The sequence below is a fragment of the Pasteurella pantherarum genome (assembly GCF_049670885.1).
Lineage (GTDB): Bacteria > Pseudomonadota > Gammaproteobacteria > Enterobacterales > Pasteurellaceae > Pasteurella.
Window position 1 is genome coordinate 1,082,315 of sequence record NZ_CP187173.1, and the last position, 23,243, is coordinate 1,105,557.

Annotated in this window: 23 protein-coding genes, 1 pseudogene and 1 riboswitch; of the genes and pseudogenes, 10 read left to right on the forward strand and 14 right to left on the reverse strand. The window is 40.5% G+C overall.

Going from position 1 to position 23,243, the window contains the following annotated elements:
* The first annotated feature begins 370 nt into the window (after window positions 1–370).
* A riboswitch (TPP riboswitch) is annotated at window positions 371–465 on the forward strand.
* 124 nt (window positions 466–589) lie between these two features.
* From thiC to thiH, 5 genes and pseudogenes are all read left to right on the forward strand, one after another.
* A pseudogene (gene thiC, locus ACPEEM_RS05075) lies at window positions 590–2,431 on the forward strand (phosphomethylpyrimidine synthase ThiC); the annotation flags it as partial.
* A gap of 234 nt (window positions 2,432–2,665) precedes the next feature.
* Window positions 2,666–3,421, forward strand: coding sequence for a HesA/MoeB/ThiF family protein (locus ACPEEM_RS05080; protein WP_424408000.1), 756 nt, complete (start codon window positions 2,666–2,668; stop codon window positions 3,419–3,421).
* A 9-nt stretch (window positions 3,422–3,430) separates the two neighbouring features.
* Entirely contained in the window at window positions 3,431–3,631 is a 201-nt protein-coding gene (gene thiS / locus ACPEEM_RS05085; RefSeq protein WP_424402875.1) for a sulfur carrier protein ThiS, read from the forward strand.
* Between the two features lie 26 nt (window positions 3,632–3,657).
* A complete protein-coding gene (locus ACPEEM_RS05090; RefSeq protein WP_424405687.1) occupies window positions 3,658–4,476 on the forward strand; it encodes a thiazole synthase in 819 nt (272 codons plus the stop codon).
* 7 nt (window positions 4,477–4,483) lie between these two features.
* A complete protein-coding gene (thiH, locus tag ACPEEM_RS05095; RefSeq protein WP_424402872.1) occupies window positions 4,484–5,611 on the forward strand; it encodes a 2-iminoacetate synthase ThiH in 1,128 nt (375 codons plus the stop codon).
* Window positions 5,612–5,771: 160 nt separating this feature from the next.
* On the opposite strand, the gene serS is transcribed toward thiH, so the two are convergent.
* The 3 genes from serS to ACPEEM_RS05110 all read right to left on the reverse strand — a co-directional run bounded on the left by serS (window position 5,772) and on the right by ACPEEM_RS05110 (window position 10,148).
* The gene (gene serS / locus ACPEEM_RS05100; RefSeq protein ID WP_424408002.1) at window positions 5,772–7,061 is read right to left on the reverse strand and encodes a serine--tRNA ligase; all 1,290 of its coding nucleotides are present in this window, start codon (window positions 7,059–7,061) and stop codon (window positions 5,772–5,774) included.
* 181 nt (window positions 7,062–7,242) lie between these two features.
* Window positions 7,243–8,391: a glycosyltransferase family 2 protein gene (locus ACPEEM_RS05105; protein WP_424408004.1), complete on the reverse strand. Its 1,149-nt coding sequence runs from the start codon at window positions 8,389–8,391 to the stop codon at window positions 7,243–7,245.
* Window positions 8,388–10,148, reverse strand: coding sequence for a hypothetical protein (locus ACPEEM_RS05110; RefSeq protein WP_424408006.1), 1,761 nt, complete (start codon window positions 10,146–10,148; stop codon window positions 8,388–8,390). The genes ACPEEM_RS05105 and ACPEEM_RS05110 overlap by 4 nt, the downstream gene beginning before the upstream one ends.
* A gap of 480 nt (window positions 10,149–10,628) precedes the next feature.
* Between ACPEEM_RS05110 and ACPEEM_RS05115 the strand changes: the two genes are divergently transcribed.
* The 4 genes from ACPEEM_RS05115 (at window position 10,629) to yfaE (ending at window position 13,891) form a co-directional block, all read left to right on the forward strand.
* Window positions 10,629–12,134 (forward strand): sodium-dependent transporter, encoded by a 1,506-nt coding sequence (locus tag ACPEEM_RS05115; protein WP_424402868.1) that lies wholly within the window; start codon window positions 10,629–10,631, stop codon window positions 12,132–12,134.
* Window positions 12,134–12,226 (forward strand): methionine/alanine import family NSS transporter small subunit, encoded by a 93-nt coding sequence (locus ACPEEM_RS05120; protein ID WP_424402867.1) that lies wholly within the window; start codon window positions 12,134–12,136, stop codon window positions 12,224–12,226. The genes ACPEEM_RS05115 and ACPEEM_RS05120 overlap by 1 nt, the downstream gene beginning before the upstream one ends.
* 204 nt (window positions 12,227–12,430) lie before the next feature.
* Window positions 12,431–13,561 carry a class Ia ribonucleoside-diphosphate reductase subunit beta gene (gene nrdB / locus ACPEEM_RS05125; RefSeq protein WP_424402866.1) on the forward strand — a complete coding sequence of 377 codons (1,131 nt, stop codon included), beginning with the start codon at window positions 12,431–12,433 and terminating at the stop codon, window positions 13,559–13,561.
* An 81-nt stretch (window positions 13,562–13,642) separates the two neighbouring features.
* Window positions 13,643–13,891 (forward strand): class I ribonucleotide reductase maintenance protein YfaE, encoded by a 249-nt coding sequence (gene yfaE, locus ACPEEM_RS05130; protein ID WP_424405680.1) that lies wholly within the window; start codon window positions 13,643–13,645, stop codon window positions 13,889–13,891.
* Here the strand turns inward: yfaE and ACPEEM_RS05135 are convergent.
* The 9 genes from ACPEEM_RS05135 to ribE form a co-directional block, all read right to left on the reverse strand.
* Window positions 13,886–14,536, reverse strand: a complete 651-nt coding sequence (locus ACPEEM_RS05135) for a DUF799 domain-containing protein (protein ID WP_424402864.1) — start codon at window positions 14,534–14,536, stop codon at window positions 13,886–13,888. The two genes, yfaE and ACPEEM_RS05135, sit on opposite strands and share 6 nt — an antisense overlap.
* A complete protein-coding gene (locus ACPEEM_RS05140; RefSeq protein WP_424402863.1) occupies window positions 14,536–14,904 on the reverse strand; it encodes a DUF4810 domain-containing protein in 369 nt (122 codons plus the stop codon). The genes ACPEEM_RS05135 and ACPEEM_RS05140 overlap by 1 nt, the downstream gene beginning before the upstream one ends.
* A gap of 15 nt (window positions 14,905–14,919) precedes the next feature.
* Entirely contained in the window at window positions 14,920–15,588 is a 669-nt protein-coding gene (locus ACPEEM_RS05145) for a CsgG/HfaB family protein (RefSeq protein ID WP_424402862.1), read from the reverse strand.
* A gap of 227 nt (window positions 15,589–15,815) precedes the next feature.
* Window positions 15,816–16,628: a 4-hydroxy-tetrahydrodipicolinate reductase gene (gene dapB / locus ACPEEM_RS05150; protein ID WP_424402861.1), complete on the reverse strand. Its 813-nt coding sequence runs from the start codon at window positions 16,626–16,628 to the stop codon at window positions 15,816–15,818.
* 15 nt (window positions 16,629–16,643) lie between these two features.
* Window positions 16,644–17,279 carry a homoserine/threonine efflux transporter gene (locus ACPEEM_RS05155; protein ID WP_424408008.1) on the reverse strand — a complete coding sequence of 212 codons (636 nt, stop codon included), beginning with the start codon at window positions 17,277–17,279 and terminating at the stop codon, window positions 16,644–16,646.
* A 12-nt stretch (window positions 17,280–17,291) separates the two neighbouring features.
* A complete protein-coding gene (locus tag ACPEEM_RS05160) occupies window positions 17,292–17,780 on the reverse strand; it encodes a phosphatidylglycerophosphatase A family protein (protein ID WP_424402859.1) in 489 nt (162 codons plus the stop codon).
* Window positions 17,781–17,815: 35 nt separating this feature from the next.
* The gene (gene thiL, locus ACPEEM_RS05165; protein WP_424402858.1) at window positions 17,816–18,811 is read right to left on the reverse strand and encodes a thiamine-phosphate kinase; all 996 of its coding nucleotides are present in this window, start codon (window positions 18,809–18,811) and stop codon (window positions 17,816–17,818) included.
* Between the two features lie 18 nt (window positions 18,812–18,829).
* Window positions 18,830–19,258 carry a transcription antitermination factor NusB gene (gene nusB / locus ACPEEM_RS05170; RefSeq protein ID WP_424402857.1) on the reverse strand — a complete coding sequence of 143 codons (429 nt, stop codon included), beginning with the start codon at window positions 19,256–19,258 and terminating at the stop codon, window positions 18,830–18,832.
* 6 nt (window positions 19,259–19,264) lie between these two features.
* Window positions 19,265–19,738 carry a 6,7-dimethyl-8-ribityllumazine synthase gene (gene ribE / locus ACPEEM_RS05175; protein WP_424402856.1) on the reverse strand — a complete coding sequence of 158 codons (474 nt, stop codon included), beginning with the start codon at window positions 19,736–19,738 and terminating at the stop codon, window positions 19,265–19,267.
* A 212-nt stretch (window positions 19,739–19,950) separates the two neighbouring features.
* Between ribE and ACPEEM_RS05180 the strand changes: the two genes are divergently transcribed.
* On the forward strand, window positions 19,951–21,162 hold the full coding sequence (locus tag ACPEEM_RS05180) for an aromatic amino acid transport family protein (RefSeq protein ID WP_424402855.1): 1,212 nt from the start codon (window positions 19,951–19,953) through the stop codon (window positions 21,160–21,162).
* Window positions 21,163–21,284: 122 nt separating this feature from the next.
* On the opposite strand, the gene zevB is transcribed toward ACPEEM_RS05180, so the two are convergent.
* Window positions 21,285–22,310 carry a zinc transporter permease subunit ZevB gene (gene zevB, locus ACPEEM_RS05185; RefSeq protein ID WP_424408010.1) on the reverse strand — a complete coding sequence of 342 codons (1,026 nt, stop codon included), beginning with the start codon at window positions 22,308–22,310 and terminating at the stop codon, window positions 21,285–21,287.
* Complete coding sequence (gene zevA / locus ACPEEM_RS05190; protein WP_424405672.1) at window positions 22,301–22,942, reverse strand: zinc transporter binding subunit ZevA; 642 nt, start codon at window positions 22,940–22,942, stop codon at window positions 22,301–22,303. Before zevA ends, zevB begins: the two co-directional genes overlap by 10 nt.
* Between the last annotated feature and the right edge of the window lie 301 nt (window positions 22,943–23,243).

The following is a 23,243-nucleotide window of genomic DNA, read 5'->3' on the forward strand; positions in this document are numbered from 1 at the left end:
TATAGTGAGACTTATTTAAAATGTATGACTTAAAATAAGCAAAGTCTTTGCAAAATCGAATTTGCGATATGTATGATGGAAAATTCAAAAATAACGAGGGGAATTTTTTATGAAGTTCAAAAAATAAAAAAATAGGTGTGATAGTGCAACAGTTTTTTTTAATTTGATAAATTTGACAAAAAAGAGGGGTGAAACCAAGCCAGAAAAGGCTTCAGCGAGATAATCCTCTCGGCAGAAAACAGAAAAATTGACAGACTTTTTCATTCCGTTTTGTACATAAAAACATCAATGACTTTGTGAAATGCTTCACATTTTTTTCATTTAATCCCCTTTTCTTTTCGCTTTTTTATCCATTTCCCTTTATACTCCTTTTCACTTGTCGGAGTGCTTTCGAGCTGAGACCATATTGGGATCCGTCGAACCTGTTGGGTTAATACCTGCGTAGGGAACAAGTAAAATTCATCAAAATGAGACCGCACTTTTGCGTGTTGCCTGCATTTTGCAAGCCCGCCGTTGTGATACGATGATTTCCCCTCCCTCACTTCAACAAGCAATTTACTTTCTCACTACATAAAAGGTATATTTGCTTATGTCAAAAGTTACAACTCGCCGTGAAAAACGTGAAGCGGCACAAGCCTTTATTCATAATTTAAAAGGACATCAACATCCCAATTCTTCTCGCATTTATCTGCAAGGTTCTCGGGCGGATATTCAAGTGCCGATGCGAGAAATTCACTTAAGCCCAACCCTTGTGGGTGGCGACAAAAAAAATCCGCAATATGAACCTAACGAATCCATTCCGATTTACGATACCGCTGGCGTCTATGGTGATGAGCAAAAAGAGATTGATGTCACCAAAGGCATTCCTGCTTGTCGTGAAAATTGGATTATTGAACGTGATGATACGGAACAATTGTCGGCGTTGAGTTCCGATTATGCGAATTTACGCCAAAATGACCGTACTTTGGACGAGCTGCGTTTTCAACTTAAACATCAAGTGCGACGTGCCAAAGCAGGCAAGCGTGTAACACAAATGCATTATGCCAAACAAGGCATTATCACCCCTGAAATGGAATTTATCGCTCTGCGTGAAAATATGGGGCGTGAGCGAGTGAAAAGTGCGGTGCTTTTGCAACAACATTTAGGGCAAGCGTTTGGTGCAAATATTCCTGATAAAATCACCCCTGAATTTGTGCGACAAGAAGTGGCGGCAGGGCGTGCGATTATTCCTTGTAATATCAATCACCCTGAATTAGAACCGATGATCATCGGGCGTAATTTCTTAGTGAAAGTCAATGCAAATATTGGCAACTCTGCGGTAACTTCTTCCATTGAAGAAGAAGTGGAAAAATTGGTGTGGGCAACCCGTTGGGGGGCGGATACAGTGATGGATCTGTCCACGGGGCGAAATATCCACGAAACACGGGAATGGATCATTCGCAACAGCCCTGTGCCCATTGGGACGGTGCCACTTTATCAAGCCTTAGAAAAGGTCAATGGCGTGGCGGAAAATCTCAACTGGGACATTTTCAAAGACACCATTATTGAACAAGCGGAGCAAGGGGTGGATTATTTTACCATTCACGCGGGCACCTTGTTGCGTTATGTGCCGATGACCGCCAAACGCTTAACGGGCATTGTTTCCCGTGGCGGTTCCATTATGGCGAAATGGTGCTTGTCGCATCATCAGGAAAATTTCTTGTATGAACATTTCCGTGAAATCTGTGAAATTTGTGCTAGCTATGATGTGTCGCTGTCTTTAGGCGATGGCTTACGCCCAGGTTCTATTCAAGATGCTAATGATGAAGCACAATTTTCCGAGCTTTACACCTTAGGCGAACTCACCAAAATTGCGTGGGAATATGATGTGCAAGTGATGATCGAAGGACCGGGGCATATTCCGATGCATATGATCCAACGCAATATGACCGAAGAACTTGAACATTGCCACGAAGCCCCTTTCTATACCTTAGGGCCACTGACTACTGATATTGCCCCAGGCTATGACCATTTCACCTCAGGCATTGGGGCGGCGATGATCGGCTGGTTTGGCTGTGCCATGCTGTGTTATGTGACGCCGAAAGAGCATTTAGGCTTGCCTGACAAAGAGGACGTTAAACAAGGGCTAATTACCTACAAAATCGCTGCCCACGCTGCAGATTTAGCCAAAGGACACCCAGCGGCACAAATTCGTGATAATGCCATGTCAAAAGCCCGTTTTGAATTCCGTTGGGAAGATCAGTTTAACCTCTCTCTCGATCCTGAAACCGCACGTGCCTACCACGATGAAACCTTGCCACAAGAATCAGGCAAAGTCGCCCATTTCTGTTCAATGTGTGGACCAAAATTCTGCTCAATGAAAATCACCCAAGAAGTGCGTGATTATGCGAAAAGCTTGGAAAGCATTGAAGTGGTGAATGTGGCAGAAGAGGCTCAACACCAAGCCGAAACGCAAGCGGCTGGATTGCGTGAAATGGCAGAAAAATTCCGTGAAAAGGGCGGTGAAATTTATCATCAAACGCAGCATTTGCAATAAAGTCAGCGTAAAGAATAGGGGAAAATGCCCCTATTCTTGTCTCGCTTTGCCCAAAAGTGCGGTGCATTTTCACACCATTTTACTTAAGGCAAGCAAATGCATTCCCCCATTTTAACAAGGACACAAAACATGGTGTTATCAGACCAAGAATTTCTTCGTTATAGCAGGCAATTATTGTTAGAGGAATGCGGTATCGAAGGTCAAACCCGTCTCAAACAAAGTTGCGTTTTAATCGTGGGCTTGGGCGGATTAGGTTCACCCGTGGCACAATATTTAACCGCCTCAGGGGTGGGCAAACTCTATCTTGCTGATTTCGATGAGGTGGATATCAGCAATTTGCCTCGTCAATTTTTATACCAAACAAATCACATTAAACAGGCAAAAACACAGGTAGCGAAAGCCCGTTTATCTGCGGTGAATCCCCATGTTGAACTGGTTACGATCCATCGGCAGTTAGATTTAGCACAACTCCATCATTGGGTCAGTAAGGTAGATGTGGTGTTGGATTGTTCGGATAATATGTCAACACGTCATCAAGTTAATCAAGCCTGTGTGAAGCAAAACAAGCCCCTGATCTCAGGCGCTGCTGTCGGGTTTTCAGGACAATTATTTAGCTTGGTGAATTATGCCCAACATGGTTGTTATGCTTGTTTATACCCTGATCAGGAACTGCCACATTTAACCTGCAAAACAGCAGGGATTCTCGCCCCGATTGTCGGCACAATAGGCTGTTTACAAGCCCTTGAAGCTCTCAAATATCTGTTAGGCTTACCCCTTTCCAGTGCAGGAAAATTAACCCTATTTGATGGCAAACAGCTCACATGGCAAACCTTATATTTACGCCCGCAACCTCACTGCCCTATTTGTCAATCGCCCACAAAATAAGGATACCCAATGCATATTTATTTCAATGATGAATTACAAGAACTGGACGAAACGCTTTCAGTACAACAACTTATTCAACGGCAACAACTCAACCCACAAGGATTAGCTGTTGCCATTAATCAACAAATTTTACCCCGTACAGAATGGGAACATTACCGCTTACAAGCGGGCGATCGCTTAACCGTCTTCCGTGCCATTGCAGGCGGTTGATCCACTTAATTCATAAGGATATTACGATGACAACGCTTTCTACTCCGCTTTCTACGTCGCCTTCTACACCGTTGTGCGATCCATTAACCATTGCCGATACTACTTTTCAGTCTCGCTTATTTACAGGCACTGGCAAATTTGCCAATGCCACACTCATGCAACAAAGCATTGCTGAATCAGGCTCGCAACTCGCCACCATGGCGATGAAACGCATTAATTTAGCACAAAAAAATGATGATATTCTCAGCCCATTATTAGACATTGGCGTAAAATTACTGCCGAATACCTCAGGTGCCAAAACGGCAGAAGAAGCGGTTTTTGCGGCAAATCTTGCCCGTGAAGCCCTACAAACCAATTGGGTGAAACTCGAAATTCACCCTGATGTTCGCTATTTATTACCCGATCCCATTGAAACCTTAAAAGCCGCTGAAATATTGGTGAAACAAGGTTTTGTGGTGCTACCTTATTGCAGTGCCGATCCCGTGCTTTGTAAGCATTTAGAAGAAGCAGGCTGTGCAGCCGTCATGCCTTTAGGCTCCCCCATTGGTTCAAATAAAGGCTTAAAAACCCGTGATTTTTTACAAATCATCATTGAGCAAAGCCGTGTGCCCGTGGTGGTCGATGCGGGCATTGGTGCACCGAGCCATGCCACCGAAGCCATGGAATTAGGTGCAGATGCGGTGCTAGTCAATACCGCCATGGCTGTTGCACAACATCCTGTCCAAGTGGCAAAAGCCTTCAAGCTCGCCGTTGAAGCAGGTCGTTTAGGTTATTTATCTGGCTTAGGTAAAATCAGTCAAACCGCACAAGCCACCAGTCCACTCACCCAATTTTTAGATCTGTGAGCACCTTATGCGTCAATTTTCTCGTTTTACCGATTACTGGGCAACCTTGGATTGGAGTGATATCTCCTTACAACTGAATAGCCAAACCGCAACCGATGTGGAAAACGCACTGGCATCCCCGAAAGTGAGTTTACGCCAATTCATGGCTTTACTTTCCCCTGCGGCAACCCCTTATTTAGAACAAATGGCACAACAAGCCCAACGTTTAACACGTCAACGTTTCGGCAATATTGTGTCCTTTTATTTACCCTTGTATTTATCCAATCTCTGTGCCAACGATTGCAGCTACTGTGGTTTTTCCATGAGCAATAAAATGAAGCGAAAAACCCTTAATCTTGATGAAATTTTGGCAGAATGTGAAGCAATTAAGCGATTAGGCTATGAACATGTTTTGCTAGTGACGGGTGAACATCAACAAAAAGTCGGCATGCGTTATTTTGAGCAAATGTTACCCCAAATTCGACCGCACTTTAGCTCACTCATGATGGAGGTTCAGCCCCTGTTAGAAGAAGAATACCATCGCCTTAAGCAGCTCGGTCTAGATGGTGTCTTAGTCTATCAAGAAACCTACCATCCTGTTCAATATGCCAAACATCATTTGCATGGCAAAAAACAAGATTTTTTATATCGCCTTGATACACAAGATCGCCTTGCCAGAGCAGGCATTGATAAAATTGGTTTGGGGGCGTTGCTCGGGCTATCTAATGATTGGCGTACAGATTTATATTTTGTTGCCACCCATTTGCAATATCTACAACAACAATATTGGAAAAGTCGCTACTCCATTTCCTTTCCTCGTTTACGCCCTTGTGTAGGCGGAGTCCAACCTGCTTCATTAATCAGCGATAAACAGCTCTTGCAAGCAATTTGTGCCTTTCGTTTATTTGCTCCCGAAGTGGAATTATCCCTTTCTACACGAGAAGCCCCTCATTTTCGTGATCATGTCATTCCGATTGCCATTAACACCATCAGTGCAGGCTCAAAAACCCAACCTGGTGGCTATGCCAATCAAAAGCCAGAATTAGACCAATTCTCGCCTTACGATGAACGTTCACCACAAGAGATCTGGCAAGTATTAATCCAGAAAGGGTTACAACCCGTTTGGAAAGATTGGGATAGCTACTTAGGAAGATAAACAGATTTAAGGAAAGAAAAGTGCGGTAGATTTTACAAAAGTTTCAGCCATGTTGAACACCGCTCATACTTTGGCGACAGGCAAATAAAATACCCATAAAAAAACCTAGACCACAGTAAGTGATCTAGGTTTTTTCAGATCCTAATGGAACAGGCTGTGATTATTTACCCACAACCTCTAGCCCACCCATATAAGGACGCAACACCGTTGGCACGGTAATTGAACCATCTGCATTTTGATAGTTTTCTAATACCGCAACCAATGTCCGCCCCACAGCAAGCCCTGAACCATTTAAGGTATGCACTAAGCGAGGTTTTTTATCCCCTTTGGCACGATAACGTGCTTGCATACGGCGAGCTTGGAAATCCCACATATTTGAACAAGATGAAATTTCACGATATGTATTTTGTGCAGGAAGCCAAACCTCTAAATCATAGGTTTTGCATGAACCAAAGCCCATATCTCCCGTACATAATAAAACTTTACGGTATGGCAGTTCCAATAATTGCAACACTTTCTCGGCTTGTCCTGTCAGCTCTTCTAACGCTGTCATTGAGGTTTCAGGAGCCACAATTTGTACTAATTCCACTTTATCAAATTGGTGCATACGGATTAAACCACGGGTATCACGCCCGTAAGATCCCGCCTCTGAACGGAAACACGGAGTATGTGCGGTCATTTTTAAAGGTAAATCCGCTTCCTCTAAAATTTCATCACGCACTAAATTGGTAACCGGCACTTCTGCGGTTGGAATTAACGCATAAGGTTGCTCACCTTCGAGTGCTTTAGTATGGAATAAATCTTCACCAAATTTTGGCAACTGGCCAGTACCATAAAGTGTCGTATGATTGACTAAATAAGGCACATAGGCTTCGGTATAGCCATGTTGTTCAGTATGCAAATCCAGCATAAACTGAGCTAACGCACGGTGTAATTTTGCGATTTGCCCTTTCATCACCGCAAAACGAGAGCCACTTAATTTTGCCCCAGCACTAAAATCTAAACCTTGTAAATTTTCCCCAAGGGTAACATGATCTTTTACTTCAAAATCAAAGGTTTTTGGCGTGCCCCAACGCAATACCTCAAGGTTTTCCGAATCATCTTTACCCAGTGGCACTTCATCAGCAGGTAAATTAGGGATGGTGAGTGCAATTTGATTAATCTCAGCTAGCACATCATCAAGCTGTGCCTTCGTGGTGCTAAGCTCAATCCCCATGCCATCCACTTCGGCTAATAAAGCAGAAATATCTTCACCACGGGCTTTTGCCTGACCAATATTTTTCGAACGTGCATTACGCTCTGCTTGTAATGTTTCTGTTTTCACTTGTAATTGTTTACGTTGTTCTTCTAAGTCTGTTAACAACGCAACATCTAATTCAAAATGACGTTTAATCTTTAATTTCTCAGCCACTTCCGCAAGATTGCTACGCAATAGATTTGGATCAATCATTATTTACCTACTTGTTCTTAAAATTTAAACGGAATTCACCGCACTTTTGCATAAAAATAATCTGCTCATTTTAGATCGATTTCAGATAAAAAGCTATTTATCGCCTGAATTTAGCAAGTAAGAAGAAAATTTTTACGCTTGTTATTATTTCGCTAACACACTTCTTTTCATCATGAAAATATTAGATTCTTGATTTCGGTAATGCTAAAAAACCCGCAATACAAGACATAAAAAACCAAATAAAGCCTAATGTAATACTTAAAGTGGATAAGCTGATTGTTCGGATCAATGTCCCGACTTCTAAATCACCAAACGAATGATTTATCCAAAAAAAGATCGAATCAAATCCAGTTACTCCACCAATTATCATAAGAATAAAAGAAAATACCATTCCCCATTCTAAAACAGGTTTTTCTTGGATAATTGTCATCCACCGATTTTCAGGTAATAACCCTTCCCTAATCGCAAACAAATGCACAATAGTTCCAAAACAAAAACATAAAATTCCGACCACCAAAAAGCATTGCACAAATAACAACGTATTCATATCAAAACGTATAAACTCCGTCTCAACAGGCCCCATAAGTAATGCACAATACGCGATAAGACTAAATAAAGAAATAATAAAACTCGGATAAATAAACAGCCATTTAGGGCTAAATAACAACATAAAACGCAAATGTCGCCAACCATCACGCCATGGTTTTAAATGCGGTGGTCTTGATCGTCCATCTTTAGATAAAGTTGTCGGCACCTCAGCTATTTTCATCTTGAGTAAGTTCGCTTTAATCACCATTTCAGATGCAAACTCCATGCCTGAGGTACGCAAATCCATTTTTTCGAAAGCGGCTTTTGAAAAGCCTCTTAAACCACAGTGAAAATCTTTCGCTGGGCATTTAAATAATAAACGCCCGATGGCAGAAAGCACAGGATTGCCAATATATTTATTCTTCCAAGGCATTGCACCTTCTTCAATCCCTCCTAAAAAACGATTTCCCATCACTAAATCGTAACCTTGCTGAAGTTTATCCATAAAAGCATCTAATTCACTAAAGTCATAAGAATCATCAGCATCCCCCATGATAATATATTGTCCTTTCGCCGCTTTCGCCCCATAAATCAATGCTGCACCATACCCTTTCTCAGGAGCATTCACCACTCTTGCTCCAAGCTGTGTAGCTAATACTTGAGAACCGTCTGTGCTCCCGTTATCCGAAATTAAAATTTCTGCCGTAACACCAGACTTAACTATCCAAGATTTAGCTTTATTGATGCATTTTTCTAATGTTTCCACTTCATTCAAACATGGCATTAAAATGGTTAATTTCATTTTTCCTCGCCTACATATCGATATAATTTAATAAAGCCATCTGAATCCACATATTCTAAATACGCTGGCACCTTTTTATTCTTGAAAATTCGCTCCAGTAGCGTGTTTTCTAATTCAGCACGGGAAATATGCTGATAAAAATTCTTATCTAATAACACATAATCAATACGGTATTTATCTAAAATAGCTTTGGCTTCTCCCTCATCTTCTGCTAAGAAAAAGCGGAATAAATCTAAATTTCCTTGAATATTACGGTGATAAGGGGCGGAAATAATCGTATTATCGGTTCCCACAATAATCGGAGCACCTAAATCAATGGATGCCAAGGTATTTTTGCCCTGAATATGATGTTTATTTAAAAACTCAATAACCGAAAAATGACTCCCCTCTTTTTCTTCCAACTGTTCATTTGTTGAACTAAACAGCAAAATAAACAGAAAAAGCACAAACGAAGGGAAAGACAAAAATAACACCACGATTTTGACTAACACATGATGAAATTTCTCTCTTAGTTTTGCACAAACATAGGCTTGTAACGGAATACCGCACACCAACGCCACCGCAATCATTCTGATTTGCCAAAATGATGCCAAAAGAAAATTAATCAAAAACGCCACATACAAAATATGGTATCGCGTCTCCTTTCTGTCGAAAAAATAAGGTGACAATATCGCCATCAATACCGCAAAGAAATAGCCAATATGCCCAAGATCATTTTGCATGTTTGTGAAAATAGAACGGGCTTCTGACACATTATCTAACCACAACCGTTTCAATAGCTCGGGATAGTTCGCATAGCCCCCTTGCAACAGTTCAGGATACGCCACTACCACAGGCAATAACACCAAAACACCTAAGCTTAAATACACTGCAATTTTGGCAGACAAGCATACAGGGGAAATGCGACGCAAAGCATAACAAAACACCAAGGCAGAAAGAAAACATAACCAAAATGGAAAAGACAACGCATCATAATGGGCGACAAAAAATTCACTCACGGGGCGATTTAACACTAAACAAATCGGAATGAATAACACCGCATACAAACTCACTGATTGGCAAAAAGTGAGGTAACTGGCGTGCGAAAAATATCCCCATAAGGTCAACAAAAATAAAATGACAACAAAGGTATAAATATTTTCTAACCCAATCCACAAAGACAGCACCATGCATAACGCACTGAAAAAGGCATGGTGAAAACGCTGACGAACACTGACAAGTGGGGAAAAGAAAAGAAATAACGCAAGCAAAATAAATTGCAGATTATGGTGATCTAAAGCCCCGGGTAAAAAACGCATGCTCAACGGCGAAATTAACGGCATTAACATGGCAATTTTCGCCGTTTCCATCCCAAATAGACGATAACTCACCAAAGCTACCACCAGCAAAAAGATCCACAAATAAAGTAAAGGGACGATAGTATTGGTTAACGCAAAGGCAAGAGAGGGCTCAAAGAAGAAAGAAAAAAAGCCTGCAAATAACACCAAGGGGATGTCCACTAAGCGAGACCAGTGCATTATTAACTGATTATTCGGACTAAACTGTGGAATGGGCTGTAAATACCAGTTTCCATTTTTAAGCCACTCTCGGTATTGATGAAAACGCATAAAATCATCATTATCATTGAAGTGCAAATTCATTACGCCATTCCATTGGCTAAAAACTAAATAGATTGCACACAATACCCAAATAATAAAAGTTATTTTAACGAGTTTTCTTATTTCATTTTGTTCATCAAGATTATGATTGTTTAACATTGCTCTTCCTATCACTCAACATGGACATCACCATCACATTTCCTTTGTGAAAATATCCTTACTCACGCTGGGAAAATTTTGGGAATTCTAATCAAAATTCACGCTATTGTACACAAAAGAAGGGGCTATCCCTGTTCATGCCTGTCTCTCTTAACCTGTTTCATTCCCCGTTAAACCTGCTTAATAAATTACAGTCAATTTTTAAGGCGTAAAACCTTTTTAAAAATGACCGCACTTTTCATTTTTTTCCCCAGTGTTTTACGCTGTAAATTCATTGCGTTTTTAGCCGCTTAATCGTGTTTAGCTTAAAGTGTTCAACATATAAATCTAAAATGACAATTTTTAACAGAAGATAAAACTACAATACGCAAATTATTCTGCCAAGATAAAGCATTTTTCCCTATTGACTGCCACCTAAATTTCATTATATTTCTAAATTCTCACTTTATTTAACAAAGCTAACAAGAAAAGGTTGCTATTATGACAACATCATCTCAAAGTCGCGAAACGTTCTCAGGACGTAAAGCGTTTATTTTTGCCGCAATTGGTTCGGCAGTCGGGTTAGGGAATATTTGGCGTTTCCCGTATATTACTTATGAAAATGGGGGCGGTGCCTTTATTATCCCTTATTTAGTGGCGTTATTAACGGCGGGGATTCCGCTTCTCTTCTTGGATTATGCCATTGGGCATAAATACCGAGCCTCTCCTCCTCTTGCATTTCGTCATCTAAACAAAAATTTTGAAACCTTTGGTTGGTGGCAAGTGATGATCAATGTGATCATCGGTATCTATTATGCTGTGATCATTGGTTGGGCGGCGTCTTATACTTATTTTTCGTTCAATAGTGCTTGGGGCAGTGATCCTGCAAGTTTTTTCTTTAAAGAATATTTGCAAATGGCTGAAGGGGTTGCTATCAATTTTGATTTTGTTGCTAGCATCATGGGTCCATTAGTCGGCGTTTGGCTGGTTATTTTGACCATTCTAGCCTTAGGGGTACAAAAGGGGATCGGTAAATCTGCGACTTTCTTTATGCCACTTTTAACGATTATGTTTGTGATTTTAGTGATTACCGCCCTTTTCTTACCTGGTGCAGATAAAGGTTTGAATGCGTTATTTACCCCTGATTGGTCTAAATTATTGGAACCAACTGTTTGGGTGGCGGCTTATGGTCAAATTTTCTTCTCCTTGTCCATTTGCTTCGGTATTATGATCACCTATTCTTCTTATTTGAAAAAACAAAGTGATCTAACAGGTTCTGGCTTAGTGGTAGGCTTTGCGAACAGTAGCTTTGAATTACTCGCAGGAATCGGCGTCTTTGCTGCCTTAGGTTTCATGGCAACGGCTGGCGGTAAAGAAGTGAGTGAGGTCGCAACCTCTGGATTAGGTTTAGCCTTTATTGCATTCCCTGCAATTATCGACCAAGCACCATTCGGCACCGTAATTGGCGTATTGTTCTTCGGTTCATTGCTATTTGCAGGTATCACCTCTTTAATGTCTGTGTTAGAAGTCATTATTTCTGCGGTGCAAGATAAATTAAGAATGCGTCGTTCTATTGCAACGATTGCGGTATGTGTACCAATGGCGACCGTGTCAGTATTATTATTTGGAACCACCACAGGCTTACCTGTTTTAGATGTCTTGGATAAATTCGTCAATAGTTTTGGTATTGTTGCCGTGGGATTAACCGTTATTTATGCCGTATTAATTAATGAATCCTTATCAGGGCTTGCCGCACATATCAACGAAACCTCTTCATTTAAAGTCGGCGTCATTTGGCGTGTGCTGATTGGTACCGTCACCTCTACCGTATTAGTGTATATGTTGTTTACAGAAATTAATAAAGTTGCAACAGAAGGTTACGGTGGTTACCCAGCTTGGTTTATTAATACCTTCGGTTGGGGCATGGCAATCGGTTTAGTGGTGGTGGCGTTTTTACTTTCACGCTTACCTTGGAAACACATCACAGGAATCAAGGGGGATCAATAATGGGCACAAGTGCAATTATCATGATGCTAATCGCCTTAGCAATCATTTGGGGTGGATTGATTTTATCAATCGCTCGACTACCAAAAGAATAATGATTTGACAAGATCCGCATGATAAAAAGTGCGGATCTTTTTATAGGTGTTTACGTAATCTTTAACGAAATGAGAAAAAGTTTCATTTCTTAAAATTAACGGCTAGCGTAAATCAGGCGAGTTCGGTAAAATAGCCTCCATCTATTAATTTCGTTGAAAGTGCGGTAATTTTTTCCGTACATTGACTTTATGGAGAGCATACTTATGGCCTATACTACCTTTTCACAAACGAAAAATGATCAATTAAAAGAACCGATGTTCTTCGGTCAAAACGTGAATGTTGCACGTTATGACCAACAAAAATATGAAACCTTTGAGAAATTAATTGAAAAACAACTTTCTTTCTTCTGGCGTCCTGAAGAAGTGGACGTATCGCAAGACCGCATTGACTATCAAGCTTTGCCTGAACACGAAAAACACATTTTTATCAGCAACTTAAAATATCAAACGCTGTTGGATTCTATTCAAGGTCGTAGCCCAAATGTAGCGTTATTGCCTTTGGTGTCGATTCCTGAATTAGAAACTTGGATTGAAACTTGGACTTTCTCTGAAACTATCCATTCTCGTTCTTATACGCATATTATTCGCAATATTGTGAACGATCCTTCTGTGATTTTTGATGACATTGTCACCAACGAAGAAATCATTAAACGTGCCAAAGATATTTCTTGCTACTACGATGATTTAATTCGTGATACGCAACTTTACACTCTTTACGGTGAAGGTACCTACACCGTTGACGGACAAGAATGCAAGGTCACTTTACGCAATCTTAAACGCCAACTTTACCTTTGCTTAATGAGTGTAAATGCCCTTGAAGCCATTCGTTTCTATGTGTCTTTCGCCTGTTCCTTTGCCTTTGCTGAACGCAAATTAATGGAAGGGAATGCGAAAATCATTAAATTTATCGCCCGTGATGAAGCCTTACACTTAACAGGCACACAGCACATTCTGAATATTATGGCGTCAGGACAGGACGATCCTGAAATGGCAGAAATTGTGGAAGAATGCAAACAAGAAGCCTACGATTTGTTCGTGGCAGCCGCAGAACAAGAAAAAGAATGGGCAGATTATCTGTTCAAAGACGGGTCAATGATTGGGCTGAATAAAGATATTTTGGTGCAATATGTAGAATATATCACCAATATTCGTATGCAGGCGGTGGGCTTACCTCTTCCTTTCCAAGCTCGCTCAAACCCAATTCCTTGGATTAATGCATGGTTGGTTTCCGATAACGTACAGGTCGCACCGCAAGAAGTGGAAGTGAGTTCTTATCTTGTCGGTCAAATTGACTCCAAAGTGGACACCAAAGATTTCGATGATTTCGATCTCTAAAATCTGTTCAAAACAGACCGCACTTTTAGCCAACATAAAAGTGCGGTCATTTTTTCTTCCGTTTTATCCATAAGCATCCCCATGAAAATTCACCTTATTCATAGCCAAATCACGCTAGAACACGACAATAGCACGTCGCTCCTTTCCCATTTAGAAAAAAAGGGGATCTTTCATGAATATCAATGCCGTGCAGGCTATTGTGGATCATGCCGTGTAAAAATAAGAAAAGGCAAGGTGTCCTATAAAGAACCACCCCTTGCCTTTATTCAACCTAATGAGATTTTGCTCTGCTGTTGTCAGGTTGAAGAAGATTTAGAAATTGAGCTATAAGCCCTTTCTTGCTGCCACGCCCGTTGCTCTTGGCCCTAATAGCAAGCCGCCATTTTCACCAAACCTAAACAATTGATGTGTTGCAAGACCCGCAACATCATAGCCTTTGTCGGTTAATGAATTAATAATTTGAGCCACTAACACACCAATTAATGAGTTATTCGGTGAATCAGAAGTCCTCGCACTTGTTCTCCCTTGCCAGAGGGTTGTCCCCGTGCGTAAATCCACCAATTTTGCAGAAAGGGTCACAATGGTATCGCTCGACACAATACGATAACTCGACCCATATTCTTCGATGTCTAGATACATAATGGCATCAGCACCAAAAATTTGATGAATTTTAGGTAAACTTAAGGCTTGAATATCATTCCCTGTATGTGCCCCATTTTGTTTAAATACATCATCCACTAATGCAACGGGATACACATAATAGCCAAGCTCCGCCAATGGAATACTGGCTTGTGCCAAAACCGACACATCCGCTTTGGCTTCAACAGAATTATTCGTTGGCATCACAAGAAGAATCGATTTAGGTTTGGCTTTTTCTAGCTCGGTATAGTCATAAGGTTGTTTTTGCTCAACCGCACAACCTGTCATAACAAAACTGAATAACAGAAGGGGAAGAAGAAAAAGTGTTTTCATCATTAACGTCCTTTTGTTGATTTTACGACTGGCTTCTTGCCTTGTAAAAACTGAATAAAAGCAGTGGATTCAGGATAAAGGGCTTGTTCTTGCTCGAAAGAGGCTTGAGCCTCAGCGGCTTTACCTTGTTTTAACTGCACTAATCCTAGTTGACCATAAATCCCCGGCCCAACTTGTTTATTCAATGTTTTGGCTTTTTCAATAATCTTCACCAGACTGGCTTCTTGTTTATCAAACTCACCTGGCTTTTCATAATAATGGTAAATCACATCATTATAATTTCCCCAGTAATACAGCCCTTGCGGACTATGACATGCGGTGAGTACACAAATAGCGGAGAATAATCCGACAAGTTTCATACGACCTAACATTTTACCCTCCGAGTCTTAGTGGGAAGGTTTCCATTGTCCAGATTCAATCCCTTCCACCAGATGATTCACAGCTTCTCTGATTGCAAGATCTAATACTTTGCCATTTAGGGTAGCGTCATAACCTGCTGTGCCACCAAATCCTAAAATTTCACGATTCGATAAGTTGTATTCGCCCGCACCTTGTGCCGAGTAAACCACTTCCGAGGTATGTACATTCACTACATTTAACGTCACTTTTGCGTAAGCCACTTGTTGTTTGCCACGTCCTAAAATACCAAACAACTGATGATCACCCACGGTTTTACGACCAAATTCCGTCACATCGCCTGTAACCACATAACTCGCCCCTTTTAATTGTTGCTTTTTACCTTTTAATTTAGCTTCAGCCGCAATTTCTGCCATATTGGTACGTTCTAACACGCTAAAACGCCCTGTTTGTTGTAAATGTGCCACTAAAATGGTTTTAGATTGATTCCCTAAACGATCTACGCCATCAGAAAAAATACCATTTTGATAGCTTGATTTATTATCAAATTTCCCCACTGCAATCAGTGATTTTTGTCCTTGATAAGCACTGCCATAGCTCGCTACTTTTGGGGTTTCAATCACACGAGAACCTTCTGTTGCACAGCCTGATAACGCCAATGCAGCGATGGATAATGAAGTAAATAGAATTCGTTTCATAAGTCTTCCTTATTTAAATGTCATGAATGAATATACTTTGTACTGGCAAAGTAAAATAGAGTATATAGCATCGCTCATTAAAAACGAATTTATTTTCATGTCACAATATTTTTCTCACGCCGTATATTCACGACTACAGCAAATAAAAAAGCAAATAAGAGATAATACCCTTATTTGCTTTTTATGTTGTTGTAAATAAATTCTGTTTGAGACAGTTTTTCGTCGCTTTATAAATTATTTAAGTCTAAAACATCGGTCATATCAAATAACCCTTTTTGTTTGCTCTGCAACCATTTTGCCGCCCGTACCGCCCCTTTTGCAAAGGTCATACGGCTGGTCGCTTTATGTGCGATTTCCACCCGCTCGCCGATATCAGCAAACCAAACGCTATGTTCACCAACCACATCGCTAGCACGAATGGTCGCAAAGCCAATTTCATCTGGTTTTCGCTCACCGACAATGCCCACACGGCTAAAGACACCCTGTGTTTTTAAATCTCGCCCTAAGGTTTTGGCAATATGCTCGCCCATTGATAAGGCGGTGCCTGAAGGGGCATCCACTTTGTGGCGATGGTGTGCTTCAATAATTTCAATATCACAATAATCGCCCATCACTTTAGCTGCCTTTTCTAATAATTTGAACACTAAATTCACGCCAACACTATAATTGGAAGCAAACACAATACCAATTTTTTCAGATGCCTGTTGAATTTTCGCTTTACCCGCTTCATCAAACCCCGTGGTACCAATCACAATGTTTTTATGATGTGCAACACAAAACGCTAAATAGTCTAATGTGCCTTCTGGACGAGTAAAATCAATTAAAAGATCAAATTGTTCTGCTTGGCTGGCTAAATCGTCAGATACTTGAATCCCAATTCTGCCAATACCCGCTAATTCTCCCGCATCTGTGCCCACTAATGAAGACCCTTTACGTTCAAATGCCGCACCTAAACTCACCCCTTCAGCCTCAGATACAGCTTGGATCAACTGGCGCCCCATTCTTCCACCGGCACCAACTACGGCGATTTTTAATGTCATATTTTTTCCTCTTTCTTAGATGATGTGTGTCATTTCAAGTAATCCACTATACACTAAATACCCACCAAACAGCAGAAAAATAGCACCTGATAGATTGTCCAGATAACGGCTATATTGGCTATAAATTCGTTTGGCTATGGGACGTGAAAATAAAATGGATACCAGATAAAAATAGATAAATGTTTCCAAGACGATAAGCAAAAGTGCGGTCAAAATTTGCCAAGTTTCCGTTAAATTGACAAGCACTAAAGACATCACACTGGCAAAATAAATAATGGCTTTGGCGTTAGAAAGATTCACCATCAATCCCTTAAGAATTTCTTTTTTTATGGAGCTTGCTTGATTTAAGACCTGTTCTGATTGGGAATCAAACACCACGTTAGTGTCACTTTTCAGCATTAAGCTACCTAAATAGGCAAGATAGCCGCCACCTAAACACATGATCACGCCGTGTAGCATGGGGATTGTGGTAAATAAAATGGCTAAGCCGAGAACAGAGGCTAATGCCCAAAATAAGACCCCCAATGTAATGCCCATCACGCCACATAGGGCATTACGGCGAGAATTGCGGGCAGCTAAACGGCTCACATAAAAAAAATCAGGTCCCGGTGTGATCAAGCCAAAAAAGTGCACAATCATGACATTCAACATGGGGCAAAATCTCTATGCAAGGAAATAGTGTAGAAAAACCAGTGTGAGAATGGCATAAAGGGCGGCTAATACATCATCTAACATGATCCCAAATCCACTTTCTAATTTATGATCAAAATAGCGAATCGGATAAGGTTTTAAAATATCAAAGAAACGAAAAGCCAGAAAGGCACCCACATACCAAGTAAAAGAGTATTCTGGCAGAAAAAGTAAGACGATGAAAATGCCGATGATTTCATCCCACACAATGGCACCATGGTCATGCACGCCCATATCCTCTGCGGTTTTTTGACAAAGGTAGCAGCCAATCAAAAAGCCAAGGACGGTCAGAATTGCCAAAAAAACACTCGGTAAATGCTGTAACAATAACCAACCGAGTAGCAATCCAACCAAACTCCCCCATGTTCCAGGAGCGGAACGCATTAATCCCGAGCCAAATCCTAAGGCAAGAAAATGAATGGGATTGCTTAATCGAACACGTTGTAAAGGGGAATCATTCATCAGCCCACCGTCCTATTTGTGCTTATTTAATGTGCTTATTTAAAATGGTCGAATCCTAATTTGTGATCAAAGGTAACAGGTTGACCATGACGTTCAAATTTTATCCGTTTTTTATTGTTCGGACTGATCGCTCGCACCTGTCCAACACAGGTGTATGGCACACCCATATAAGCTAATGCTCGCTCTAACTTCAACTTATTACTATCTGGCACCGTAAAGCAAAGCTCATAATCTTCGCCACCTGTTAACGCCAAAATCTCAGCTTGTTGCTGTCCCACCGTTTGAATCAATTCGTTGGATAACGGGAGTTTGCCAATATCAATCACCGCACCACATTGGCTACGAGATAAAATATGTTCTAAATCAGCGGCAAAACCATCTGAAATATCAATCGCTGCATTGGCTAATCCCGATACGGATAATTCCAATCCTAACAACACTCGAGGGGTCGGACGCAAATGACGTTGTAGCAAATATTGTTGTGCAGAATGAAGAATGGGTTCTTGATTTAACAGTAACGCCAATCCTGCTGCACTATCCCCTAAGGTTCCCGAAACATAAATCCAATCACCCACTTTCGCACTGTGACGACATAATGCCTTGCCTTTAGGAATAATACCTTGAGCCGTAATGGTAAGCGATAGCGACTCCCCTTTTGTGGTATCGCCACCAATCAAATCCACATTGTAATGATCGAGAATTTCAAAAAAGCTTTGACTAAATTCACTCAACCATTGTTCATTTATTTCAGGTAAGGTTAAAGCAAGGGAAACCCAAGCAGGTTCTGCCCCCATGGCGGCAAGATCACTTAAATTGGTCGCAACGGATTTATAGGCTAAATCCGCTGGACGAATGGTGGGGAGAAAATGGGTATTTTCAACCATGGTATCTGTCGTCGTCACAAGACGCTGATTGTGTTTTAATTCTGTTATCGCACAATCATCACCAATAGAAACAATGACATCTTTACGAGGTGGTCGTTTCGAGGCCATAAAATAACGTTGAATTATGTCAAATTCGCCATTACTCATTGTATCCCTCTAAACGCACTATTTACGAGAAAGTGATGGTGCAACTTTATCTAATACACCATTAACATATTTATGACTGTCTTCTGCACCAAAGACTTTTGCCACTTCAATGGCTTCATTGATCACCACTTTGTAAGGCACATCAAGTTCAAACTTTAATTCATACACCGCAAGGCGTAACACCGCTTTTTCAATCGGATCTAATTCATTGATATCACGATCTAAATGCGGAGCCATGATGTCATCAACCACATCCACATTCTCAATGGTTTGACGAAGCAATTTGCGGAAATAAGGCGTATCAACCCCTTTAAGATCTTGTTCAGCCACAAACTCAAGTTCAATTTCCGCAGGCGAATTTTGTGAAATGCACCAAGAATATAAGGCTTGAACCGCACATTCTCTAGCACGACGACGAGGAGAGGCTTTTTTTACTAATTCTGTCATTATCAATTACACCGCATCAATTTGAGCTAATAAATTTACCATTTCTAAAGCGACTAATGCTGCTTCTGCACCTTTATTACCTGCTTTAGTGCCTGCACGCTCAATGGCTTGCTCAATATTTTCTGTGGTTAATACACCGAATGCGACGGGAATATCTGCATTCATTGCTACTTGACCTAAACCACTGCTTGCCTCGCCAGCAACATACTCAAAATGAGCCGTTCCTCCACGAATCACGGTACCTAAAGCCACAATGGCATCATATTTTTTGCTTTCAGCCAAACGACGAGCAACTAATGGCAACTCATAAGCACCTGGGGTACGAACTAAAGTGATATTTTCATCTTTTACTTGACCAATTCGCTTTAATGCATCTAATGCACCTTCCAATAAACTTTCGTTAATAAAGCTATTAAAACGAGCGATCACAACGGCGATTTTGGCATTTGGTGCAGCCACAGCACCTTCTAAAATATTCATATTATTTCCTAATTTAAAGACTAAGGGACAAAATCGGTTGCAAATTTTAGCACAAAAATTTTATTCAATCAGTAGTTATCTGTGAGATTCCTTGTGAAGCCACTCATACAACCATGTAAAAAAATCATAACACTGTAAAAAAATGATTACATTTAATTTTTTTTACGCTAGAATGCGTTGACTTATTGATTATTTTTATTCGAGAGATAGCTATGAAAAATAAAACGTTTGGGAGTGCCTTATTAGTTGCGGGCACCACAATTGGTGCGGGAATGCTCGCCATGCCACTGACATCAGCAGAAATGGGATTTACTTACACCCTTATTCTGCTTTTCATTTTATGGGCACTGCTTTCTTACAGTGCATTGCTTTTTGTGGAAGTCTATCAAAAAGCAGAAACGCAAAATGCGGGCATTGCCAGCCTTGCTGAACAGCACTTTGGGATGATAGGGCGTGTTTTAGCCACCCTTTCCCTTGTCATCTTTATGTATGCAATTTTATCAGCATACGTCACTGGCGGCGGCTCATTATTGGCAAGCGTACTGCCTTTTTTAGGTGAATATGCAAACCAACTGTCTATTGTGTTATTTACTGTTGTGCTTGGTGTGTTCATTGTCATTAGTACAGGGGCGGTTGATTTACTCACTCGTGCCTTGTTTGCGGTGAAATTAGTGGCATTTGCACTCGTCCTTTTGATGATGTTGCCGTTAATTAGCAGTGAAAATTTAATGGCTATGCCGTTAAAGGATTTTCTGATTATTTCAGCCAGTCCCGTCTTTTTCACATCTTTTGGTTTCCATGTGATTATTCCAAGTATTAATAGCTATCTAGAAGGTGATATTCGCCGTTTACGCATTGCCATTATTACAGGTACCGCAATTCCATTGGTGGCTTATATTATTTGGCAAATGGCAACCCATGGTGTCTTCCCACAAAGTCAATTTGTCGAGATTCTTAACACGGATCCAAGCTTAAATGGTTTAATCAAAGCGACTTATCAAGCCACCAATAGTGAAATCATTAGCATCGCAATGCGATTATTCTTTACCTTAGCCTTAATCACCTCATTTTTAGGTGTGGCATTATCACTCTTTGATTGCTTATACGACCTCTTAAAACGGGTAAATATCCGAGCAAACCGTATTTCACTCGGCTTTTTAACCTTTTTACCGCCACTCATTTTTGCCCTTTTCTATCCAGAAGGTTTCGTTATGGCATTAGGTTATGCAGGACAAATGTTTACCTTTTACGGTTTAGTGTTACCTGTTGCCATGGCGTGGCGAGTCAGAAAACGTTACCCTGAATTGCCTTATCGAGTGATGGGCGGCAATGTTGTCTTATTTGGGGCGTTATTACTCGGCTTGCTTATCATGAATGTACCATTCTTAATTAAAGCGGGCTATTTACCAAGTGTCATTGGCTAAGCAACCATTCAATACATAAAAAAACAGGGTGGAATTAATGTGTTCCACCCTGTTTTTTATTGAATACGCGTTAAAAGTGCGGTCATTTTTAAAAAAGTTTTCTTGCCTTCTTGGGCAAGAAGTTATCGACCAAACAGTACCGCACCGCCTTGTGTTGGTAACGTCGTGCCATAGAGCAAACTGGAAGCAAAGAAAATTAACAATATGCCTGCTAAACATTTTATTAACACATCAACATGGGAATGAGAAGAGGAAGAATTCTGATACCAACGTCCTAATTTGACCGCACTATGTCGGGCATAGCGTACCAATAAGGCAAAAACAGACAAGGTTAAGCCTGTGCCAAGTGCCATGGCAAAGGTTGCCCCCATGCCCCACCAATATAAATCAATCATATAGGCGAAAAAAAGCACAAAAATCGCCCCCGAACAAGGTCGCATTCCAATACTTAACACCAATAAGATCTGCGATTTCCAATCATTTGCCTGAGCTAATTGGTGCTGATTCGGTGCATGCTGATGTCCACACCCACAGTGTTCGCCATGAAAATGCATCACATGTTGAGGCACACGCTGCCCCGTTTTCAAGGCAGGCAAAGGCGAATTTGCAGATAAATCAATACGGTTGATTTGTAACTTCATCATCGCTTTCCCTTGGCGAGATTGCTGGTACCAGATTTTTCCATAACGTACACACCAGTACAAACCCAGTAACAATATCATTGCAAATGCCCCACGCTCTAACCAAAGTTGGCTGAGTTTAAAATAATGGGAAGACAGATTTAAAATGACCACCACAATTGAGGTGGCAAATACGGCGACAAACCCTTGTGTTAAGGCAGAAAGCAACGTGAGTTTAATGCTTGTTTTTAACTGCGTTTGGTGGGTGGTTAAATAGGTTGCCAAGATAAATTTACCATGCCCCGGTCCAATCGCATGAAAAACGCCATATAAAAAACTCACCCCAATTAACCCCAATCCCGCATAGGTTTGATGTAAATTGATTTGATGTAAATACCCCGACATCAATTGATTAAAATCTCGTTGCCAAATTGCCACTTGGAAAAACAACATGGGCAATAAAAAATACGCCAAGATCCCCAAAACAAGTAAAATCACCACAGACTTAATAGGAAAATTTATTTGCATATTAACATCACTTTTTGAGCAAAAATCACCCCTAAAGAATCATCTTCATCTTTTTGCGTTTGATCTAAGGAATTGGCATAACGACGAATTTTTTCATCGACGACAGGTTCCACCACCTGACCTTGGCAATTTGAAGAAATTAGGGAAAAATCCACCGCACTTTTTTGTGCGGGATCGTAATACATCGCCACATAATAAGTGGGATCGTACGTCATTAGAGTAAACTCATTGTCTTTTAGTTCACGAGGCTGAGAAAGTAAAAAATCAAAATGGTATAACACCTGATTCCCATTTGATTTCATGCCCGTATTTTGTGGTGTGGCTTTATATTTTATTTTTTGTCCTTGCTTATCATAGAGATAACTAAAATAATGCTCATGCACAATATTCCCCATCACCTCATCGATCAACTTTTGTAAGGCTTTTTTGTTGCCTTTTGCTTGTTTAATATCATACAAAACGGCAGCGGAACTGGCTTCGTCTAAAATCCATTCCATGGAAAACCCCGTTAATTTTTGTTCACTCACGAGTACTTTTGTACGCATTTCAATAAAGGCATGAGGATGTGCCCATAGTGATGACGAAAAAAAGCTGCTGAATAAACCCAAAAAACAGAAAAAAATGCGTTTCATTGCAATAACCTTTAAAATCAGAATAAAAACCAGAGGTAAATAGATAAATAACAGGATAAATTTATTCTAGCACAAATCATCTAGACCTCAATTTTCAGCTAAAAATGCTCAAAACTTAATCCATTAAGCATTTTTTTTGTGATTTCTTTCAAAAATAATGTAAAAATAGTTTTACCTGTGTGTAAATTTATGTAAAATAGCCAACGTCAAGTGATTGCTTGATATTCATAAAGTTCCTAAATAAAATAATCATAAATAGCTAAACTACTTTCCTACCCTTCCTGAGCGAAGGGTTTTTTTT